Source organism: Streptomyces sp. NPDC044033, from assembly GCF_056434425.1.
Map to the genome: position 1 here is coordinate 430,816 of NZ_JBWKFF010000001.1, position 18,579 is coordinate 449,394.

General features: G+C 71.8%; 15 protein-coding genes. 9 read left to right on the forward strand and 6 right to left on the reverse strand.

The window, feature by feature from the left end; translation table 11 throughout:
- Positions 1 to 123 precede the first annotated feature (123 nt).
- From pheA to AC07AB_RS01880, 4 genes are all read left to right on the forward strand, one after another.
- Entirely contained in the window at positions 124 to 1,068 is a 945-nt protein-coding gene (gene pheA / locus AC07AB_RS01865; RefSeq protein WP_478558417.1) for a prephenate dehydratase, read from the forward strand.
- Between the two features lie 687 nt (positions 1,069 to 1,755).
- A complete protein-coding gene (serS, locus tag AC07AB_RS01870) occupies positions 1,756 to 3,033 on the forward strand; it encodes a serine--tRNA ligase (protein WP_478558420.1) in 1,278 nt (425 codons plus the stop codon).
- Positions 3,030 to 3,848 (forward strand): HAD family hydrolase, encoded by an 819-nt coding sequence (locus AC07AB_RS01875; protein WP_478558423.1) that lies wholly within the window; start codon positions 3,030 to 3,032, stop codon positions 3,846 to 3,848. Before serS ends, AC07AB_RS01875 begins: the two co-directional genes overlap by 4 nt.
- A gap of 351 nt (positions 3,849 to 4,199) precedes the next feature.
- Positions 4,200 to 4,949, forward strand: a complete 750-nt coding sequence (locus tag AC07AB_RS01880; protein ID WP_478558426.1) for a hypothetical protein — start codon at positions 4,200 to 4,202, stop codon at positions 4,947 to 4,949.
- A gap of 72 nt (positions 4,950 to 5,021) precedes the next feature.
- Here the strand turns inward: AC07AB_RS01880 and AC07AB_RS01885 are convergent, their stop codons facing one another.
- Positions 5,022 to 5,789, reverse strand: a complete 768-nt coding sequence (locus AC07AB_RS01885) for a rhomboid-like protein (protein ID WP_478558429.1) — start codon at positions 5,787 to 5,789, stop codon at positions 5,022 to 5,024.
- Positions 5,786 to 6,790 carry an Lrp/AsnC family transcriptional regulator gene (locus AC07AB_RS01890; RefSeq protein ID WP_478558432.1) on the reverse strand — a complete coding sequence of 335 codons (1,005 nt, stop codon included), beginning with the start codon at positions 6,788 to 6,790 and terminating at the stop codon, positions 5,786 to 5,788. Before AC07AB_RS01890 ends, AC07AB_RS01885 begins: the two co-directional genes overlap by 4 nt.
- A gap of 131 nt (positions 6,791 to 6,921) precedes the next feature.
- On the opposite strand from AC07AB_RS01890, the gene AC07AB_RS01895 reads away from it, so the two are divergent.
- Positions 6,922 to 8,562 carry an MFS transporter gene (locus AC07AB_RS01895; RefSeq protein WP_478558435.1) on the forward strand — a complete coding sequence of 547 codons (1,641 nt, stop codon included), beginning with the start codon at positions 6,922 to 6,924 and terminating at the stop codon, positions 8,560 to 8,562.
- Between the two features lie 196 nt (positions 8,563 to 8,758).
- On the opposite strand, the gene AC07AB_RS01900 is transcribed toward AC07AB_RS01895, so the two are convergent.
- Positions 8,759 to 9,649: a LysR family transcriptional regulator gene (locus tag AC07AB_RS01900; RefSeq protein ID WP_478558438.1), complete on the reverse strand. Its 891-nt coding sequence runs from the start codon at positions 9,647 to 9,649 to the stop codon at positions 8,759 to 8,761.
- A 164-nt stretch (positions 9,650 to 9,813) separates the two neighbouring features.
- On the opposite strand from AC07AB_RS01900, the gene AC07AB_RS01905 reads away from it, so the two are divergent.
- The 4 genes from AC07AB_RS01905 to AC07AB_RS01920 all read left to right on the forward strand — a co-directional run bounded on the left by AC07AB_RS01905 (position 9,814) and on the right by AC07AB_RS01920 (position 15,384).
- Positions 9,814 to 11,391 carry an AMP-binding protein gene (locus tag AC07AB_RS01905; protein ID WP_478558441.1) on the forward strand — a complete coding sequence of 526 codons (1,578 nt, stop codon included), beginning with the start codon at positions 9,814 to 9,816 and terminating at the stop codon, positions 11,389 to 11,391.
- A gap of 467 nt (positions 11,392 to 11,858) precedes the next feature.
- The gene (locus AC07AB_RS01910) at positions 11,859 to 12,569 is read left to right on the forward strand and encodes a FadR/GntR family transcriptional regulator (RefSeq protein WP_478558444.1); all 711 of its coding nucleotides are present in this window, start codon (positions 11,859 to 11,861) and stop codon (positions 12,567 to 12,569) included.
- Positions 12,570 to 12,689: 120 nt separating this feature from the next.
- On the forward strand, positions 12,690 to 13,958 hold the full coding sequence (locus tag AC07AB_RS01915) for a CynX/NimT family MFS transporter (RefSeq protein WP_478558446.1): 1,269 nt from the start codon (positions 12,690 to 12,692) through the stop codon (positions 13,956 to 13,958).
- Between the two features lie 436 nt (positions 13,959 to 14,394).
- Complete coding sequence (locus AC07AB_RS01920; protein WP_478558449.1) at positions 14,395 to 15,384, forward strand: aminoglycoside phosphotransferase family protein; 990 nt, start codon at positions 14,395 to 14,397, stop codon at positions 15,382 to 15,384.
- 33 nt (positions 15,385 to 15,417) lie between these two features.
- Here AC07AB_RS01920 and AC07AB_RS01925 read toward each other — a convergent pair whose 3' ends face one another.
- The 3 genes from AC07AB_RS01925 to AC07AB_RS01935 all read right to left on the reverse strand — a co-directional run bounded on the left by AC07AB_RS01925 (position 15,418) and on the right by AC07AB_RS01935 (position 18,567).
- The gene (locus tag AC07AB_RS01925; RefSeq protein WP_478558452.1) at positions 15,418 to 16,686 is read right to left on the reverse strand and encodes an amidohydrolase; all 1,269 of its coding nucleotides are present in this window, start codon (positions 16,684 to 16,686) and stop codon (positions 15,418 to 15,420) included.
- 233 nt (positions 16,687 to 16,919) lie between these two features.
- On the reverse strand, positions 16,920 to 17,639 hold the full coding sequence (locus AC07AB_RS01930) for an ABC transporter permease subunit (protein WP_478558455.1): 720 nt from the start codon (positions 17,637 to 17,639) through the stop codon (positions 16,920 to 16,922).
- Positions 17,640 to 17,655: 16 nt separating this feature from the next.
- Positions 17,656 to 18,567 carry an ABC transporter ATP-binding protein gene (locus AC07AB_RS01935; protein ID WP_478558458.1) on the reverse strand — a complete coding sequence of 304 codons (912 nt, stop codon included), beginning with the start codon at positions 18,565 to 18,567 and terminating at the stop codon, positions 17,656 to 17,658.
- Positions 18,568 to 18,579 lie beyond the last annotated feature (12 nt).

Consider the following 18,579-nt stretch of genomic DNA (forward strand, 5'->3'; position numbering starts at 1 on the left):
CGGGCGGTGCGGGGGCTGGGTATCGTGGCGGGTTCCCCAACCCGCCCGGTCAGCCCCCCTTGTCCCCTCTTTTCTCTCTTCTCCCTCACCCCCTTTCCCTGTTATTCGCGAGGAGCCAGCGTGATGTCGGCCAGCCGTTACACCTATCTGGGCCCCGAGGGCACGTTCACCGAAGCCGCCCTGCGGACCCTGCCGGAGTCGGCGACGCGCGAGCTCGTGCCGATGGTGTCGGTGCCGACGGCGCTGGACGCCGTACGGAGCGGCGAGGCGGCCGCGGCCCTCGTGCCGATCGAGAACTCGGTGGAGGGCGGCGTCACCGCCACCCTCGACGAACTCGCCACCGGCGAACCGCTGATGATCTACCGCGAGGTGCTGCTGGAGATCGCCTTCGCGCTGCTCGTACGGCCCGGCACGGAACTCGGCGACATCAAGACCGTCACCGGGCACCCCGTGGCCCAGCCCCAGGTGCGCAACTGGCTCGCGGGTAACCTGCCCGAGGCGCTGTGGGAGTCGGCCGCCTCGAACGCGGACGGCGCCCGGCTCGTGCAGGAGGGCCGCTACGACGCGGCGTTCGCGGGGGAGTTCGCCGCCCCGACGTACGGGCTGAAGCCACTGGTCACCGACATCCACGACGCCCGGAACGCGCAGACCCGGTTCGTACTGGTCGGCCGCCCGGCCCGGCCCGCGGCGCGTACGGGCGCGGACCGCACCTCGCTGGTGATCTGGCTCGGCGACGACCACCCGGGCGCGCTGCGGGAGTTGTTGCAGGAGTTCGCGGCGCGCGGGGTGAACATGATGCGGATCGAGTCACGGCCGACCGGCGAGGGGATCGGGCGCTACTGCTTCTCCGTGGACTGCGAGGGGCACATCACCGATCGGCGGGTGGGCGAGGCGCTGATGGGGCTCAAGCGGATCTGCCCGAAGGTGCGGTTCCTCGGTTCGTATCCGCGGGCGGGCGTCGACGCGTCGGACCCGGCGGCCCTGGGTGAGCTGCGGCCGGGGACGTCGGACAGCGAGTTCGTGGCGGCAGCGGAGTGGCTGGCGCGCTGCCAGGACGGGCGGGGCTGAGTCCGGAGGGCGGGCGGTGGGGATGGCCGGTGACCGGTGGGCGGCGGGGATGGCCGGTGGGCGGCGGGGGTGACCGGTGGGTGGTGGAGGCCCAGGGGGCCCGGCGGTGGTTCCCTGGGCGGTCTGCGGGCGCTCGCTTCGGAGGGTGGCCGATGGCTCTCCGTGCACCTGTGCACAACCCTGCGAGTTATCCACAGGGGGTTCGTCACCCTGGGGACAAGTCGACACTGTGGCTCGGAATCATCGACAAATCTCTCTAGCCACCGCCCCACCATCCACAGCCCCGCTCACCGTGACTGTCACCCCAATTCCCTCGTTCAACCCTTTTGAGCGATCCATTCCCACCCGAATGAGTGCGCGAGCCCGGTTTGATCCGGAAATTCCTCGCCTACCGCAGAACGGGCAGAACGATCACCGTCAACATCCACAGAACTTGCTCACACCCTGTGGATAAAGAAAAGCGATCCCCACGACCTGTGGACAACCTCGGCCAACTGCCGCCCGCACAAGGCGGATCGACACTCGACTTCCAGCCTATTCGCCCCTTTTCGGCCACCGCCCGGAAATTCCCCGACCCCACTCCACGCACCGCATTCACTTCTTTTTAACTTCCGGCAAAACGGTCATAACGACACGCAAAGGAATATCGCGTCGCCCTCGCGGAGCCCGCGAAGGTAACCTGAGGGGGTGATTGACCTTCGCCTGCTCCGTGAGGACCCCGACCGTGTTCGCGCCTCCCAGCGCGCCCGTGGAGAGGACGTCGCGCTCGTCGACTCTCTTCTCTCCGCCGACGAGCGGCGCAGGTCGTCCAGCGTGCGCTTCGACGAGCTGCGCTCCGAGCAGAAGGCGCTCGGCAAGCTCATCCCCAAGGCCGCCGGCGACGAGAAGGCCGAGCTGCTGAAGAAGGCCGGCGAGCTGTCCGCCGCCGTCAAGGCCGCCGACGCCGAACAGGGCGAGGCCGCCGAGGAGACCCAGCACCTGCTGCGGCAGCTCGGCAACCTCGTCCACCCGGACGTCCCCGTGGGCGGCGAGGAGGACTTCACCCTCCTGGAGACCGTCGGCACCCCGCGCGACTTCGCAAGCGAGGGGTTCGAGCCCAAGGACCACCTGGAGCTCGGCCAGGCGCTCGGCGCCATCGACGTGGAGCGGGCGGCCAAGGTGTCCGGCTCGCGCTTCTACTACCTCACCGGGGTCGGCGCGCTGCTGGAGCTCGCGCTCGTCAACGCCGCCATCGCGCAGGCCACCGAGGCCGGGTTCGTACCGATGCTGACCCCCGCGCTGGTCCGCCCGCACGCCATGGAAGGCACCGGGTTCCTCGGCCAGGCCGCCGAGAACGTGTACCACCTGGAGAAGGACGACTATTACCTGGTCGGCACCTCCGAGGTGCCGCTCGCCGCGTACCACATGGACGAGATCCTCGACGCGTCGCAGCTGCCGCTGCGCTACGCCGGCTTCTCGCCGTGCTTCCGCCGCGAGGCCGGTACGTACGGCAAGGACACCCGCGGCATCTTCCGGGTGCACCAGTTCGACAAGGTCGAGATGTTCTCGTACATCGACCCCGACGACGCCGAGGCCGAGCACCAGCGGCTGCTGGATTGGGAGAAGCAGTGGCTGACCGGCCTGGAGCTGCCCTTCCAGGTCATCGACGTGGCCACCGGCGACCTCGGCTCCTCCGCCTCCCGCAAGTTCGACTGCGAGGCGTGGATCCCCACCCAGGGCAAGTACCGCGAGCTGACCTCCGCCTCGAACTGCAATGAGTTCCAGGCCCGCCGACTCTCCGTCCGCATGCGCGACGGCAAGCACGTCAAGCCGCTGGCCACGCTCAACGGCACGCTGTGCGCCGTGCCGCGCACGATCGTCGCGCTCCTGGAGAACCACCAGCAGGCCGACGGCACGGTGCGCGTGCCCGAGGTCCTGCGGCCCTACCTCGGCGGGCGGGAGTACCTGGAGCCGATCGCCAAGTGAGCGCCGCCGCCCCGCCGCCGCCGCCGTACCGGCTCGTCGCGACCGACCTCGACGGCACGCTGCTGCGCGACGACCACAGCGTCTCGGAGCGCACCCGTGAGGCCCTCGCCCTGGCCACGGCGGCCGGGGCGGCGCACATCATCGTCACCGGCCGCGCCGTGCCCTGGACCAAGCACATACTGGACGCGCTCGACTACCGGGGGCTCGCGGTGTGCGGGCAGGGCGCGCAGCTCTACCACGCGGGCGAGCAGCGGCTGCTGACCTCGGTCACCCTCGACCGGCAGCTCGCCGGACTGGCCCTCGCCAAGATCGAGGCGGAGGTCGGCCCGCTCTACCTGGCCGCCAGCCGCGACGGCCTCGACGGCCAGGTCGTCGTCGGCCCCGGCTACCGCAGCCAGGAGGGCCCGCTGCCGGTCATCCCGCTCAAGGACCCGGCCGACCTGTGGTCCGCGCCCCTGAACAAGCTCTACCTCCAGCACCCCGAGCTGTCCGACGACGCCCTCGCCGAGGTCGCCTACGCGGTCGCCGGCGGCCTGGTCGGGGTGACGATGGCCGGCGCGGGCATCGTCGAGCTCCTCCCGCTGGGCCTGACCAAGGCCACCGGCCTCTCCCTGGCCGCCCGCCGCCTCGGCATGAAGGCCGCCGACACGATCGCCTTCGGCGACATGCCCAACGACATCCCCATGTTCGGCTGGGCCGCCCACGGCGTCGCCATGGCCAACGCCCACGACGACCTCAAGGCCATCGCGGACGAGATCACCGCCTCGAATGAGGACGACGGGATCGCGGTGGTTTTGGAACGTCTCTTCGGCTGAGGCCGGATGAAGAGTGGGTGATTGCTCGAAAACCCTTTCGAGAGGGACAAGTTGTCCCTCTCGAAAGGGTTTTCGAGCAGAGTTATCCACAGGCTGCTGCCCAGCTCAGGCCAGGGGTCTGGAGTGAGCACCTCCGGATGCGATCACCTGTCCGCAGTAACCGTACGTTTGTCGGCTCGTTGTCCCTGGTGCGCGGAGGCAACTGGAGTTCGAGGCGTCGAGGGTTCGTGAAGTAGAGGAAGGCCGGGCGACAGAACCGGTCATTGGGTTTGTGGCTACGTGAGCAGCTTCCGCTCCTGCGCCCTGGATACGGGCTTCCACCAACCGTTCCGGACCAAGGAAGGCATCCTCATGCCACCGGAAGCTGCACTGCTGGAGTCGCGCGCGATGCGCGACAGCGTCATGGGGCACGTAGAAGTGCTCGACAAGGTGGGAGCGCTGCGGCTGCTCCCCGACGGTATCCACATCACGACGGAGGACGTGGCCGCGTTCTTCGAAATCCACAGGGAGGCTGTGAAGAAGGTCGTTCAGCGGCACCGCGAGGAGCTGACGGCCAACGGGTTGCAGGTCTTCCGAGGCGATGACCTGCGGTTTTTCAAGAGGGACATGTTGTCCCTCTTTCCTGAGAACCCAAGTGGAAGTTATCCACAGCTCCACTCGAACCTGGCCCTCTTCACTCGCAGGGCCGTCCTCAACGTCGCCATGCTGCTGCGCGACAGCGCCGTCGCCCAGCGCGTGCGTACGTACCTCCTCGACGTCGAGGAGCCGTACCGCACGGGCGGGCAGCAGGAGCCGCCGCCCGGCTACGCCTCGCTCGATCGGCGGGTGACCGACCTTGAGACGTGCATGGCCGGGGTCGGCACCGCGCTGCGGGAGCTGGGGCCGGTCATCGGGCGGATCTCGGCGCGACTGGACCGCATCGATCAGCGGCTCGACGGCATCGACAACCGGCTCGATGGCATCGACGCCCGGTTGGACGGCATCGACCACCGGCTCGACGATTTCGACCGGCGGCTGCATGCCACGAACCGTGTCGTCTGCGCGATGAGTGAGCGCATGACCGCGCTCGCTCCGCCGCCCCGGCGGCGGCGTCGCCGCTGACAGCGGCGCTGACGCGGTGAATCCACGGCGGCTCGGTCCCGGCCTCTCGGCCGGACCGGGCCGCCGTGCCGTTCAGCGGCGAAGGCGAGGCAGCCGGCGGAGTTGTCGCAGAGACGGAAAGCGCCAGGGGCGGCGGCCTCTGGTCAGGGGCCAGGCGGACAGGCCCAGTGCCAGCGAGATGGCGTGGCCGATGTCGGTGTAGCTGGCGCCCGTGGACAGCGGGAGGGCGAAGAAGAGGACCGTGCCGGTGGCGTAGAGCCAGCGCCAGGGGTGGGGGAAGCGGTAGGTGAGGAGGCCCGCGGCGGCGGCGAGGCCGTAGGAGACGCCGATGTCGACGACGTGCTTCATCGAGTGCGGCAGGGAGTGGTCGCGGATGGCCAGGAGCAGCACCTCCTGGCTGATCAGCGTGGCCGCGATATGGGCGACGGCGACCGTGAGCAGCCAGCGCAGGGTGCCGACCCAGCGTTCGACGTTGGCGTGGACGAGTTCGAAGAGGCCCGCATAGAGGAGGAACGAGGACGGGCTCTCGATCCAGAACCCGCTGATGAGCAGCGCCTGCGTGGGGTGCTTGTTGAGTTCGTGGATGTTGCTGCTGGTGCGGTGCAGGAGGAAGGTCTCCAGGCCCTGGCTCGCCGCGGCGATCACGAGGCTGGTGATGCCGATGACGAGCAGCCATATGTGGGTGCCGGGGGCGGACCGTACCCAGGTGCGTACCGCCCGTGCGGCGCGTACCGCCAGCGGGAAGTCGGCGGAGACGGCCCGCGCCCCGCGGCCGAGCGCGTCGAGCTCTTCCCGCTCCGGGCCGGCCCGACCCTCATCGGCCCGCTCGCGGCCGGTCATGGGCGGCTGCGCCGCCGTGGTGCGGCGGAGTACGGGCCGGCGGCCTTGACCTGCCGGATGACCGGGGACGTCTCCATCCGCTGCACGGCCGGCAACGAGGCGACGCGCGACGTCAGATAGGCGTACAGGGCGCGTACGTCGGCGCAGATGGCGACGGCCATCAGGTTGTACGGGCCGGTGATGGCGCAGGCGAAGGCGATCTCGGGGTGGCGGGCCAGCGCCTCGCCGGTCTCGTGCAGGGCGGCGGGCGGCACGGAGAGCATGAGCACGACGTGCGTGCCATGGCCGAAGGCGCGGGGGTCGTAGTCGATGTCGAAGAACAGGGCGCCTTGGGTCCGGAGTTCGGCGAGGCGGCGGCGTACGGTCGACTGGGACCAGCCGGTGACGGCGCTCAGCTCGGCGAGCGGGGTGCGGCCGTCGCGGGCGAGCGCCGCGCACAGCCGCTCGTCGGCGGCGCTCAGCGCGGGGGCCGGACCCGCGCCGGGCCCCGTCTCCGGTTCGGGGCCGCTCAGCTGCTCGATCTGGTCCGGGGTCAGCGACTCGGACTTGTTGACGAGCCCCTGCGGGCCGCCGAAGAACTCGTGGATGAGGCAGTGCGCGGTGATGCCGGTCACCTGGGGCGTGCGCGGCAGCTTCTCCAGCAGCAGCGCCTCGCTGTCCCGGTCGCTGGCGACGCGCGCGACGGCGGCGATCTCGGTGCCACCGGACAGCAGGCTCACCCAGGAAGTGTCGGGGCGGCGGGCGAGCGCCTCGGCGACGGCGGTGGCCGCGTCGGGCGTGCACTGGACCCGTACGAGCCAGACGGTCTCGCCGAGTACGCCCGGGTGGGTGAGGCCGAGGACCTTGATCGCGCCGCTGGTGCGCAGCCGCGTGTAGCGGCGCGCGACGGTCTGGTCGGAGACGCCGAGCACCTCGGCTATCCGGCTGAAGGGGGCCCGCCCGTCGAGCTGGAGCGCGTGGACGAGCCGCAGGTCGAGATCGTCGCGGCTGTCGGTTTTCACCACATGAGGCTAACCGGTGTCGGATAACGCCGCCCAAAGGACCGTGGCTGTGAGCGGAAGCGGTACGCGGCCGACTCTGGTGCCCACGGGGCCCGCGGCAGAGACGGGCCGTCTCTCTTCGGGAGCTTCACATGCAGAACCCGCGCAGCCATCCGGGCGACGGCCCGGCCGGCGCGGCACGCGGCAAATGGTGGCCGCTGGTCGCCATCACCCTCGGCAACTTCATGCTGCTGGTGGACGTCACCATCGTGAACACCGCCCTGCCCGAGATGGCGCACGGGCTGAACACGTCCTTCTCCTCACTCCAGTGGGTGATGGACATTTACGCGCTGGCCCTGGCCGCGCTGCTGATGGTGGCGGGTTCGGCGGCCGACCTCTTCGGCCACCGCCGCCTGTACGTCCTGGGGCTGGTCGTCTTCGCGGTGTCCTCGCTGGCCTGCGGGCTGGCCCCGGACGGGACCGTGCTGATCGTGGCGCGGGCCGTGCAGGGCGCGGGGGCGGCGGCGATGTTCGCCACCAACACTCCGCTGCTGATGGCGACGTACTCGGGCCGGGACCGCGGCGTCGCGTTCGGCGTGTGGGGCGGTACGGGCGGAGCCGCGACGGCGGTCGGGCCGCTGCTGGGCGGGGTGCTGACCGAGTACGCGGACTGGCGGTGGATCTTCTGGGTCAATCTGCCGCTGAGCGCCCTCGCGGTGTGGGCCACCCTCCGTTCGGTCAAGGGGTCGCGCCCGGAGGCGACCGGCCCCCGGGGCAGCCGGCCGGGCATCGACTGGCCGGGCGCGATCTCGTTCACGGTGTGCGCGGGCGGCCTGACGTACGGGCTGATGCGCGGCGGCGAAGAGGGCTGGTCGGACCCCGGCACCCTGACGGCGCTGCTGGTGGCGCTCGCCGCGCTGATCGTCTTCCTGGCCGTGGAGCGCCGGGCCCGGCAGCCGCTGCTGGATCTGAAGCTGTTCCGCCGTCCGTCGTTCGCGGTGCTGATGGCGGCGGCCCTGCTGCTGCAAGCCGCGGCGTTCCCGTACCTCACTTACGCCGGGCTGTGGTTGCAGACGGTGCTGGGGCTGTCCCCGATGCAGGCGGGGCTCGCGGTGATGCCGATGGCCGCGGTGTCGTTGGTGGTGGGCGCGGTAGGCGGCCGACTGCTGCACCGGGTCGCTCCCCAGCTCCCGTTGGGCATCGGCATCCTGCTCATCGGCGCGGGCGCGCTGACGCACTCCGTCCTGCTGTCGGCCGACTCGGGCTGGGCCGCGCTCGCGCCGGGGCTGGCGCTCGGCGGGCTCGGCGTCGGGATGTCCATGCCGGTGCTGGTCTCGGCCGCCCTCGGTGCGGCCCCGCCGGAGCGCGGCGGGATGGCGAGCGGCGCGGTGAACACCTTCCGGCAGATGGGGTACGCGCTGGGGATCGCGGTCCTGGGCATGGTCTTCGCGAGCCGGGTGCGCGGCATGGTCTCGGGCAGCGACGCGCTCCCGGCGGGCGCCGGGGGCCGGGCGGCGGAGGCGATCAGCGGTGGCCACTCGGGGGACATCGTCGCGTCGGCCCCGGCGGGCGGAGCGCGGCAGGGCGTCGAGTCGCTGGTCCATGAGTCGTTCGTGGCGGGGCTGGACCGCATCTGCCTGATCTCGGGCATCGTGGCGGTGGCCGCGGGCCTGCTGGTCCTGGTTGTAGTGCGCCGGGCCGCGCCGGAGGGGGCGGATCCGAAGGCGGCGGCGGGGGCCGGGGCCGGGGACGAGCCTGCGGAACGGCCGGAATCGGAGCCGGTGGGGGCGTAGGGGACGGCGCGGGGGCGAGGGGGCGGGGCAAGGGCGGGGGCGCGTACGGTTTCGGTTTCACGCCGTACGGGCCTCGCGCCCGCGCTGCCCACCGGTGCTCGTACGGTTCTCACGTCCGTACGGTTCTCACGTCCGTACGGGCCCGGCGCCCGTACGACACTCGCGCCCGCGCTACCCGCCGGCGCCCGTACCGTTCTCACGCCTCCGTCAGTGGCATCCCCTTCCGCTCCACGGCGAGGGATCTGAAGTCGCGGGCGGCCGCGGAGAGATAGGTGTCGTGGCGCCAGACGAGGGTCAGGGTGCGGTCGCAGTGCGGGGCGTCGAGGCTGAGCAGGGCGATGGGGGCGTGGGTGACCGCGCGGCGCGACATGGCGGGTACGAGGCCGATGCCGAGCCCCGCGCTGATCAGGACCGGGGCCGCGCCGGGCTCGTCGCCTTCGCAGCCGATGGTGGGTACGAGCCCTTCGGCCGCGAACAGGCGGTCCAGCAGGGTGCGTTGCCAGTGGCCGGGGCGGGTGGCGATGAACGGTTCGTCGGCGAGCTCGCGTACGCCGACGCGCTCGCGGCCGGCCAGGGGGTGGCCGAGGGGGACGGCGAGGAGCACCTCTTCGCGGAGGAGTTCGACGGAGCTGAGCGAGGGGCCCGTGATGGGCTGGGAGGCGAGGCAGAAGTCGACTTCCCGGGCGCGGAGCTGACGGCCCATGACCTCGGCGGTGGACTGGAAGAGGCGGACGCGGACGCCGGGGCGCCTGGCGCGGAACTCCGCGAGCAGGCCGGTGAGCGAGAGCAGCGTCTCGGAGGCGAGGGCGATCGTGCCGTGGTCGAGCCCGGCCGCGTCGGCGAGTTCACGGCGCGCGTCGTCGAGCTCGCCGAGCGCGCGGTCGACGCGGTGCAGGAGGGCGGCGCCGTACCGGTTGAGGCGCACCTGGCGGCCTTGCCGGTCGAAGAGCTGCACGCCGAGTTCGGCCTCCAGCCGGGCGATGGTGCGGCTCACGGAGGGCTGGGCGACGCGCAGTTCGGCCGCGGCCCGGCTGATGTGCTCGTGGCGCGCCACGGCCTGGAAGCAACGCAGCGACAGCAGGTCCATGGGTGTCCTCGTCTCATAACTTCCCGGACATGATCACATGGCGGAATTGGTCATGGAAGGCATGAGGTTCGTGGCCTACCGTCGATCTCGCACACCATGACGGACGGTTACGCACGCGTTCCGCCCCGTTATTCGCACGACAACTCATAGAGGGGTCACCGCACATGAGCGATACCGACACCGGCACCACTCCCGCACCTTCCGCCTCCGCCTCCCCTCCCCCGCCCGGGTTTGTGAGCTATGTGGAGGCCATCCTCGCGGAGCTGGCGCGCGATCCGGCGCGTCCGGTGGTGACGACCGCGGACGGCGAGCACGTCACGGCGGGCGATTTCCGGGACGAGATCTACCGGTTGGCGGCGGAGCTGGCCGCGCGTGGCGTCGGCCGCGACTTCACCGTCGCCATGCTCGTGGGCAACCGGCCCGAGGCGCTCAGCGCGCGGTACGCGGCGAACCTGCTCGGCGCGCGCGTGGACTACCTCTATGTGGGCATGGCGCCCGAGGTGCTGGCCCGGGTCGCGGAGAGCGTCGACACGGAGTTGCTGCTCGTCGATCCGGAGCTGTCCGAGGGCCCGCGGGAACTGGTGTCCCGGATGCCGGGGGTGCCGGTCGCGACGTTCGGACCGAGCGCGCTCGGCGAGGACCTGCTGGCGTGCGCGGCGCGGCGGCCGGCCGACCCGGTGGCGAACGCGGCCCACCCCGAGGACGACTGGGGCATCCGGCAGACGGGCGGCACCACGGGCGTGCCCAAGGGGGTGTGCATGGCGCAGGGCCCGTACGCCGAGGCACTGAGCCACCCCATCTCCGGCGCGGGCCACCCGTCCCGCTTCCTGGCCTGCACCTCCCTCGCCCACCTGTCCGGAGTCCTCGCCGACATCACGCTGGCGGCGGGCGGTTCGGTGGTGCTGCAACGGTCCTTCGACGCCGGCCGCGTGCTCGCCGCGATCGAGCACGAGCGGATCACCCACGTATGGCTGCTGCCCCCGCTGCTCTACGAACTCCTCGACCACCCGGACCTTGCCACCACCGACCTGTCCTCGCTCGGCCGGGTCACCTACGGCGGCTCGCCGTCCTCGCCGAGCCGGCTGCGGCAGGGCCAGGAGGCGCTGGGGCCGGTGCTCTACGGCGCGTACGGGCAGTCGGAGGCGGGCTGGATCAGCGAGGTGGGCCCCGACGATCACGAGCTGACGGGCCACGGCGGCCAGGTCACGGTCGGACGGCCGATGTCCGGCGTGCGGATCGAGATCCGCGACGAGGCCGGCGACGTGCTGGAGGCGGACCGCATAGGCGAGATCCATGTGGCCACCCCGCTCGTCATGAGCGGCTACTGGAAGCAGCCGGAACTGACCGCCGAGACCCTGCGCGACGGGTGGGTGCGCACCGGGGACGTCGGGTATCTGGACGCGGCGGGCTATCTGTACATCGTCGACCGGATCAAGGACATGATCATCGTGGTGGGCGGCCATGTGTACCCCGGCGAGCTGGAGGATCTGCTGCTCACGCACCCCGCCGTCGGCCAGTGCGCCGTCTTCGGCGTGCGCGGCGCGGACGCCGAGGAGCAGGTGCACGCCGCGATAGTCCCCGCGGCGGGGCACAGCGTGGACCGCGACGAGATCCGGGAGTACGTGAGGGAGCACAAGGGCCCGATGTACGCCCCGACCTGCGTGCACACGCTGTCCCGCATCCCGCTGACTTCGGTGGGCAAGCCGGACAAGAAGCTGCTCCGGACGACGCTGGGGGAGTGAGCTAGGCGGGCCGTACGTGCCGGGCGCGTCTTCCCTTGGGGGAGGCGCGTCCGGCGTTCGGTCTTCGGCGTTCGGTCTTCGGTCTTCGGTCTTCGGTCTTCGGTCTTCGGTCTTCGGTCTTCGGTCTTCGGTCTTCGGTGTCCGTCGTCTGGTAATCGGCGGCCGGCATCTGGGGTCCGGTGGCCGAGGTCTGGTGACCGGCATCCGGCGTTCGGTGGCCGGCGTCCGGTGACTTTCGGCCATTGGTTGTAGGATGACCTCAGTTGTAGGATGACTGGGCAACCGGGCCAATGGGGCTTGCGGCAGCTTGCTCGCGGCCCTCGGTACCGGTCGGCATTCCGGTACCGGCCGGCATTCGGGCACCGGCCGGCATCAGTACTGGCCGGCGTTTCGGTACCGGTCCGCGTTTCAGCACGCACTGGTCGGCGTTTCGGCCGTTCGACCGTTTCGGCATGGGGAGCATGCGCATGGCATTGCAGGCGGCGGGGCGACAGTCCCTGGTGGACACCGTCGTCGAACAGTTGCGCACGCAGCTGGCGGGTGGCGAGTGGCAGGTCGGGGAGCGCATCCCCACCGAGCACGCGCTGGCCGAACAGCTCCAGGTCGGGCGGAACACCGTCCGCGAGGCGGTGCGCGTGCTCGTACACGCAGGCATGCTGCGTTCACGGCAGGGCGAGGGGACCTTCGTGGTGTCCATGGCCGACCCCGGGGACATCATGCGCGGCGTGCAGCGGGCCGGGGTCCGGGACGTGCTGGAGCTGCGGATCGCGCTGGAGGCGGAGGCCGCCCGGCTGGCCGCGACCCGCCACGAGCCCGCCGACCTCAAGCGGATGGCCGCGGCGCTGGACGCGCAGACGCGGCTGGAGGACGCACAGGGCCAGCCCGCTTCCGGGAGCCTGGAGCTGTACGCCGACCACGACATCGAGTTCCACAAGGCCGTGGTCGAGGCCGCGCACAACGCGGCGCTGACGGCGACGTACGGCTGGTTCGCCAGTTCGGTGCGGGAGGCGCTGGTCTCCTCGCTCGGGGACCACGAGATGCCGAGGGTCATGCACGGTGACCACCGGGCCGTCCTCGACGCCATCGCGTCGGGCGACCCCGAGGCCGCCGAGCGCACCGCCCGCGAACTCCTCGAACGCCCGAAACAGGCCGTCGAGGCACTGCTGGCCGAGCTCTGACCCCGGGCCCGTCCCGGGCCAGGCGGCCCGGGGCCCTGGGCAGTCGGCCGCTCCTACGCCCGCGTCCACACGACCAAATACATGCACGCACCACCTAGATAACGTTCGGAGAGGCACACCATGTCGGAGACGAGGTCCGAAGCACCACTGATCGACGCGGAGGAGGATCTGTCGCCCGCGCCACCCGTGGCCGAGGCCCGGCGTCGGCTGCGGGCCCACCCCGCCCTGATCCTGCTCGGCATCGTGCTGGCCTCGCTCAACATGCGCGCCGCGCTCTCGGGCGTCTCCCCGCTGCTCGGCGAGATCGGCGACCACTTCCACCTCACGGCCACCGTGAGCAGCCTGGTCACCACGATCCCCCTGGTCTTCATGGGCCTCGGCTCGATCGCCGCCCCCAAGCTGGCCCGCCGCTGGGGCACCGAGGCGGTCCTCTTCGGCGCGCTCGCGCTGCTGTGCGGCGGCATCCTGCTGCGCATCGCACCGCCCGTCGTCGCGCTGTTCGTCGGCTGCGCGCTCGTCGGCACCGCGATAGCCCTGCTCAACGTGCTGATGCCGGGCCTGATCAAGCGGGACTTCCCGGAGAAGGCCGCGGGCATGACCGCGCTCTACTCGACCGCGATGATCCTGGGCGCGACCGCCTCGGCCGCCGCCGCCGTACCGCTGGAGAACGCGCTCGGCGGCTGGCGCGGCTCGCTCGCCTCCTGGTCCGTGCTGGCCGCGGTCGCCGCGGTCGTCTGGATCCCCCAGGTGCTCATCGCCCGCCGCGGCACCCGGCACGGCGCGGCCGCCGCCACGCCCAAGCACCTCGTCGAGGACGGCCCGAACCTCTCGCGCTCGCCGCTCGCCTGGCAGATCACGCTGTTCATGGGCTCGCAGTCGCTGGTCGCGTACGTCTGCATCGCCTGGATGCCGACGATCTTCACCGATCACGGCATGAGCAAGAGCCAGGCCGGACTGGTCTTCGCCTTCAACACGCTGGTGCAGATGGTCGGTTCGTTCGTCGTGCCGATGCTCGCCGGGCGGATGCGCAGCCAGCGGCCGCTGGCCGTCGCGGTCGTCGCCCTCATGGCGGTGGGCATCGCCGGCCTGCTGGTCGCACCGGTGGCCGGGGCCTGGGTGTGGGCCGCGCTGCTGGGCGTCGGGCAGGGCGGCGCGCTCGGCCTGGCGCTGACGATGATGGTGCTCCGCACCCGCGACGCGCACACCGCGGCCCGGCTCTCGGGCATGGCCCAGACCTGGGGCTACCTGCTGGCCGCCGTGGGCCCGCTCGCGCTGGGCGCGGTGCACCAGATCACCGGCGGCTGGTCCGTGCCGATCGCGATCCTCCTCGCGGTGTGCGTGGGCCTGGTCCTCCTCGGCCTCGGCGCGGGCCGTGACCGCAAGATCTGACGACAGCTGACGACGGCTGGCACCGGCTGACGACAGCTGGCGCCGGACGGGCCGGACCCCGAAGTACCGGGGCTCCGGCCCGTCCGCGTTTACGGCCGGTGCTCGGCGCCCGGCGACGGCGACCGGCGACGGCGACCGACAGCCGGTGATCGGCTTCCGGCGCTCGCCGTCCGGCGCTCAGCGTCCGGAGTCCGGCACTCGGCGCTGAGCGCTGAGCGCTCAGCCCCCGGCCTATGCCGCCCCGCCCCGTACGACGGTCGAAGCCCGAGCCCGGCGCAGTACCCCGGGCCTCAGCCGAATACGGCCAGCGCCGGATAGCCGACCCGCACCGCCCCCAGCCCGTCCGGCGGTTGAGGCCGAGGGCCAGGGGCCCGGGTCGGGCAGCACCCAGAAAATGCCCGCTCCCCCGCCCCACCCCCACGGCAGACTGGGGCTCATGCGCCCGCACCCCACCGTCACCGTCCCCGCCGAACTGGCCGCATTCCACGCCGGATACGTCCAATACGCCGGATCCGCCGGATCCGCCGCGTACACCTCACCCGCCGACGGTGACAACAACGCCGCCCCCGCCTGGATCACCGCCCTGCCCGGCCTGGCCGCCGAGTTCCTCGACCGCTGGCAGCTGCGCCAGGACGGCGCCCCCATGCACGGCATGGTCGCCCTGGTCCTCCCCGTCGTGCGGAGCGACGGCACCCCCGCCGCCCTCAAGTTCCAGCCCGTGGACGAGGAGAGCGTCGGCGAGCCCGTCGCGCTGCGGGCCTGGGGCGGCGACCGGGCCGTACGGCTCCTCGACCACGACGCCGAGTCCGGGACGATGCTCCTGGAACGGCTCGACGCCGCACGCTCGCTCGCCTCCGTCGAGGACGCCGAAGCGGCCCTCACAGACCTCGCCGAACTGCTGGCCCACCTCGTGTCCCGCCCCGCCCCCGCCGGGCTGCGGACCCTCGCCGACATCGCCGCCGCCATGCTCGACGACGCGCCGAAGGCACTGCCCGCGCTGCGCGACCCGGCCGAGCGCGAGCTACTGCGGCGGTGCGCCGCGGCCGTGCGCGAGGTGCTCGACGAGCCCGGTGACCGGCTGCTGCACTGGGACCTGCACTACGAGAACGTGCTGGCCCCACCGCCCGGTTCGGGCCGGGGGACGTGGCTGGCCATCGACCCCAAGCCGCTCGCCGGCGACCCCGGCTTCGACCTGATGCCCGCCCTCGACAACCGGTGGGACGACATCGTCGCCACCGGCGACGTGGCACGCGCCGTGCGCCGCCGCTTCGACCTGATGACCGAGGTGGTCGGCCTGGACCGGGAGCGGGCGGCGCGCTGGACGCTCGGCCGGGTGCTCCAGAACTCCCTGTGGGACGTGGAGGACGGCGGGCACGCCGTACGGCCGGAGCAGGCGGCCGTGGCCCGCGCCCTGCTGACCCGTTGAGCGGCCGACCGCCCCGCCCCGGACAGCGGCCCGTCAAGCAGTGGCGGGCCCCAGCCAGGCGAGCGCTCCGGCGGTGAACGCCGTGACGCCCGTGGTGAGCGTCGGCTCGATGACGGGGGCGAAGTACGGGGAGTGGTTGGAGGGCACGTCCTGGTCGCTGGTGCCCGCCTGCCGAGCGGCCTCGAAGGTCTTCGGGTCGATGCCCCCGAAGAGCCAGTAGCAGAGCGGGGCCCCGGCCGAGGTGGCGAGTATGCCGACGTCCTCGCTGCCGGTGACGGCCCCGGGGTCCAGGACGCTGTCCGCTCCCAGCTCCGCGCCGATGGCCGCCATGGTGCGCCGCGCCGCGTCCTCGTCGTTGACGAGCACCGGGAAGGTGTCGACGGGCTCGATGTCCGGTTCGCGCTCGGCGCCGGAAGCGGCGGCCTCCGCCCGTACGATCCGCTCCACCGCCGCGAGCACCCGGGTGCGTACGGACTCGGAGTAGCTGCGGATGTTGATCTTCAGCTCGGCCTCGTCCGGGATGATGTTGTCCTTCGTGCCGGCCTGGATGGCGCCGACCGTCACCACCGCCGTGTCGCCCCCGGCGACCTCGCGGGAGACGACCGTCTGCAACCGCAGGACCGTGGCGGCGGCCATCACCACCGGGTCGATCGTCGTCTCCGGACGCGAACCGTGGCCGCCGCGCCCGTACATCCGTACGCGCAGGGTGTCGGTGGCCGCGAAGGCCGGGCCGGGGTGGCAGCCGACCATCCCGGCGGGCATCGGCACCACGTGCTGGCCGAGGACGACGTCAGGGATGCCGAACCGCTCGTACAGGCCGTCGTCGATCATGGCCCGTGCGCCCTGGCCGATCTCCTCGGCGGGCTGGAAGACCGCGAGGACCGTGCCGGACCAGTGCGCGCGCCCCCGCGCGAGGAGTTGGAGCGTGCCGAGCAGGCAGGTGACGTGCATATCGTGGCCGCAGGCGTGCATGACCGGGACCTCGTTGCCGTCCGGGTCGGTGCCGGTGGCGGTCGACGCGTACGGCAGACCGGTCCGCTCGCGCACCGGCAGGGCGTCGAAGTCGGCGCGCAGCAGCACCGTCGGGCCCTCGCCGTTGCGCAGCGCCGCGACGACGCCGGTGCGGCCGACGCCGTCGGCCACCTCGTATCCGTACGAGGCGGCGAGGCGAGTGATCTCGGCGGCGGTGCGGTGTTCGGCGAAGGACAGCTCCGGGTGGGCGTGCAGATCGCGGTAGAGGTCGGCCAGGGGCTCCCTGATGCCGTCCAGACCGCCGAGAACCGTTTGTGCCGCCGTGTCCATGACGCGCTCCTCTGCTCGTTTTTCGCTCCCGACACAGTTGTACGCCTATGCACTGACAGCGCCACCGCGAGGTCGCGGTGGCGCTGTCGGCGGCGTTGTGCGGTAGGGCGGTTCAGCGGTGCGCGGTAGGCGGATCGCCGTGTGCGGTGGGGCTGTTCAGCGGTGCGCGGTAGGCGGATCGCTGTGCGCGGCAAGGCGGTTCGGCCTGTCCCGTCAGCGGGCCCAGGCGGCGGTCACTCGTCCCCGGCGACCGTCATCGAGCGCAGCTTCTGGCCCGCGTACCAGGTGGCGACCACCGTGACGCCGATCAGCAGGATCAGCGCGAGCGGCAGCCCGACCTCCGAGGTGATCGCCCCCTCCGCGCCGATCTTCTGGGCGAGGGCCAGGGCCCACTGCTGGACGCTGAGGGTGCGCGCGCCGTCGACGATGCTGCCGAACAGGGCCTCCCACACGAGGGCGTAGACCAGGCCGATGACGACCGCGTGCCGGGTGACGGTGCCCAGCAGCAGGAAGATCGCGCTGTAGGCGATGGAGGCGACGGCCGCGGCGACGGCGTAGGCCACCGCGATCTGCTGGCTGTTGCCGTTGAGCAGGAAGCCGGCGATGAGGGTCGGCACGGCCGAGAAGACGACGCTCACGCCGACCGCCACGAGCAGCTTCGTGAAGATGATCGTGGGCCGTTTGACGGGCTTGGCCAGCAGATAGACCACGGAGCCGTCGTCGATCTCCGGGCCGATCGCGCCCGTACCGGCGATGACGCCGATCAGCGGGACCATGGTGGCGAGCGCGAAGCCGCCCAGGACGTCGACGGCGGTCTGGTCGTCGGCGCCGGTCATGCCGCGGATGGCCGCCGCGATGACCAGCAGCAGCACGGGCAGCACGCACAGGATGAGGGCTCGGCGGCGGCCGAGGAGGGCCCGGTAGGTGAGCCGGGCGACGGTGTGGTTGTACATCGCTTCAAGACTCCTTTCAGGCCGCTACGAGGTAGGAGAAGACCGATTCCAGGGACTCGTCCGAGGGCGAGACCGTGAGCAGCCGGATGGACCGGTCCCGGGCCACCTGGGGCAGGAACTCGGTGAACCGGGCGAAGTCCACGGCCTGGACGTGCAGGGCGCCCTCGCTGAGGTCGACCTCGATGCCCGCCGTGGACGGATCGGCGATGAGGGCCGCGGCGAGCGCCCGGTCGTCGCTGGAGCGTACGAGATAGCGGTGCGGGCGGTCCGTCATCAGGCGGCGGATCTTGCGGAAGTCGCCGGAGGCGGCGTGCCGGCCCGCGACGATCACCTCGATGTGCGCGGCGAGCTGTTCGACCTCTTCGAGGATGTGGGACGAGAACAGCACCGTACGGCCGTCGGCGCCCATCTCCCGCAGGAGGTCCATCAGCTGCATGCGCTGGCGCGGGTCCATGCCGTTGAACGGCTCGTCCAGGAGGAGCACCGCGGGGTCGTGGACGAGGGCGGAGGCCATCTTCACGCGCTGCCGCATGCCCTTGCTGTACGTGGAGATCTTGCGGTCCTGCGCCTGCTCCATCTCGACCGTGGCCAGGGCCCTTTGGGCCTCCTTGGCGCCCAGCCCGTGCAACTCGGCGTTGGCGACGACGAATTCGCGGCCGGTCAGGAAGTCGTACATCCCCTCGCGCTCGGGGACGATCCCGATGTGGCGGTAGATCCCCTCGTTGCGCCAGATCGTCGTGCCGTCGAGGGTGACGGTGCCGGTGGAGGGGGCCAGGAAGCCGCCCATCATGTTGATGAGGGTGGATTTCCCCGCGCCGTTGGGGCCGAGCAGACCGGTCACGCCGGAGCCCACCCGCATGGAGACGTCGTTGACGGCCACCACATTGCCGAACCAGCGCGAGACGTTGTCGATATGGATGGTCGTCATGGGCGCAGCCCG

What these genes read in the sequence shown, in the direction of transcription:
- AC07AB_RS01910 (WP_478558444.1), top strand. Translation starts at nt 11,859, where the DNA reads ATGGCATTGCAGGCGGCGGGGCGACAGTCCCTGGTGGACACCGTCGTC.
- AC07AB_RS01925 (WP_478558452.1), bottom strand. Translation starts at nt 16,686, where the DNA reads ATGGACACGGCGGCACAAACGGTTCTCGGCGGTCTGGACGGCATCAGG.
- pheA (WP_478558417.1), top strand. Translation starts at nt 124, where the DNA reads ATGTCGGCCAGCCGTTACACCTATCTGGGCCCCGAGGGCACGTTCACC.
- AC07AB_RS01930 (WP_478558455.1), bottom strand. Translation starts at nt 17,639, where the DNA reads ATGTACAACCACACCGTCGCCCGGCTCACCTACCGGGCCCTCCTCGGC.
- AC07AB_RS01920 (WP_478558449.1), top strand. Translation starts at nt 14,395, where the DNA reads ATGCGCCCGCACCCCACCGTCACCGTCCCCGCCGAACTGGCCGCATTC.
- AC07AB_RS01905 (WP_478558441.1), top strand. Translation starts at nt 9,814, where the DNA reads ATGAGCGATACCGACACCGGCACCACTCCCGCACCTTCCGCCTCCGCC.
- AC07AB_RS01880 (WP_478558426.1), top strand. Translation starts at nt 4,200, where the DNA reads ATGCCACCGGAAGCTGCACTGCTGGAGTCGCGCGCGATGCGCGACAGC.
- AC07AB_RS01935 (WP_478558458.1), bottom strand. Translation starts at nt 18,567, where the DNA reads ATGACGACCATCCATATCGACAACGTCTCGCGCTGGTTCGGCAATGTG.
- AC07AB_RS01895 (WP_478558435.1), top strand. Translation starts at nt 6,922, where the DNA reads ATGCAGAACCCGCGCAGCCATCCGGGCGACGGCCCGGCCGGCGCGGCA.
- AC07AB_RS01900 (WP_478558438.1), bottom strand. Translation starts at nt 9,649, where the DNA reads ATGGACCTGCTGTCGCTGCGTTGCTTCCAGGCCGTGGCGCGCCACGAG.
- AC07AB_RS01885 (WP_478558429.1), bottom strand. Translation starts at nt 5,789, where the DNA reads ATGACCGGCCGCGAGCGGGCCGATGAGGGTCGGGCCGGCCCGGAGCGG.
- AC07AB_RS01915 (WP_478558446.1), top strand. Translation starts at nt 12,690, where the DNA reads ATGTCGGAGACGAGGTCCGAAGCACCACTGATCGACGCGGAGGAGGAT.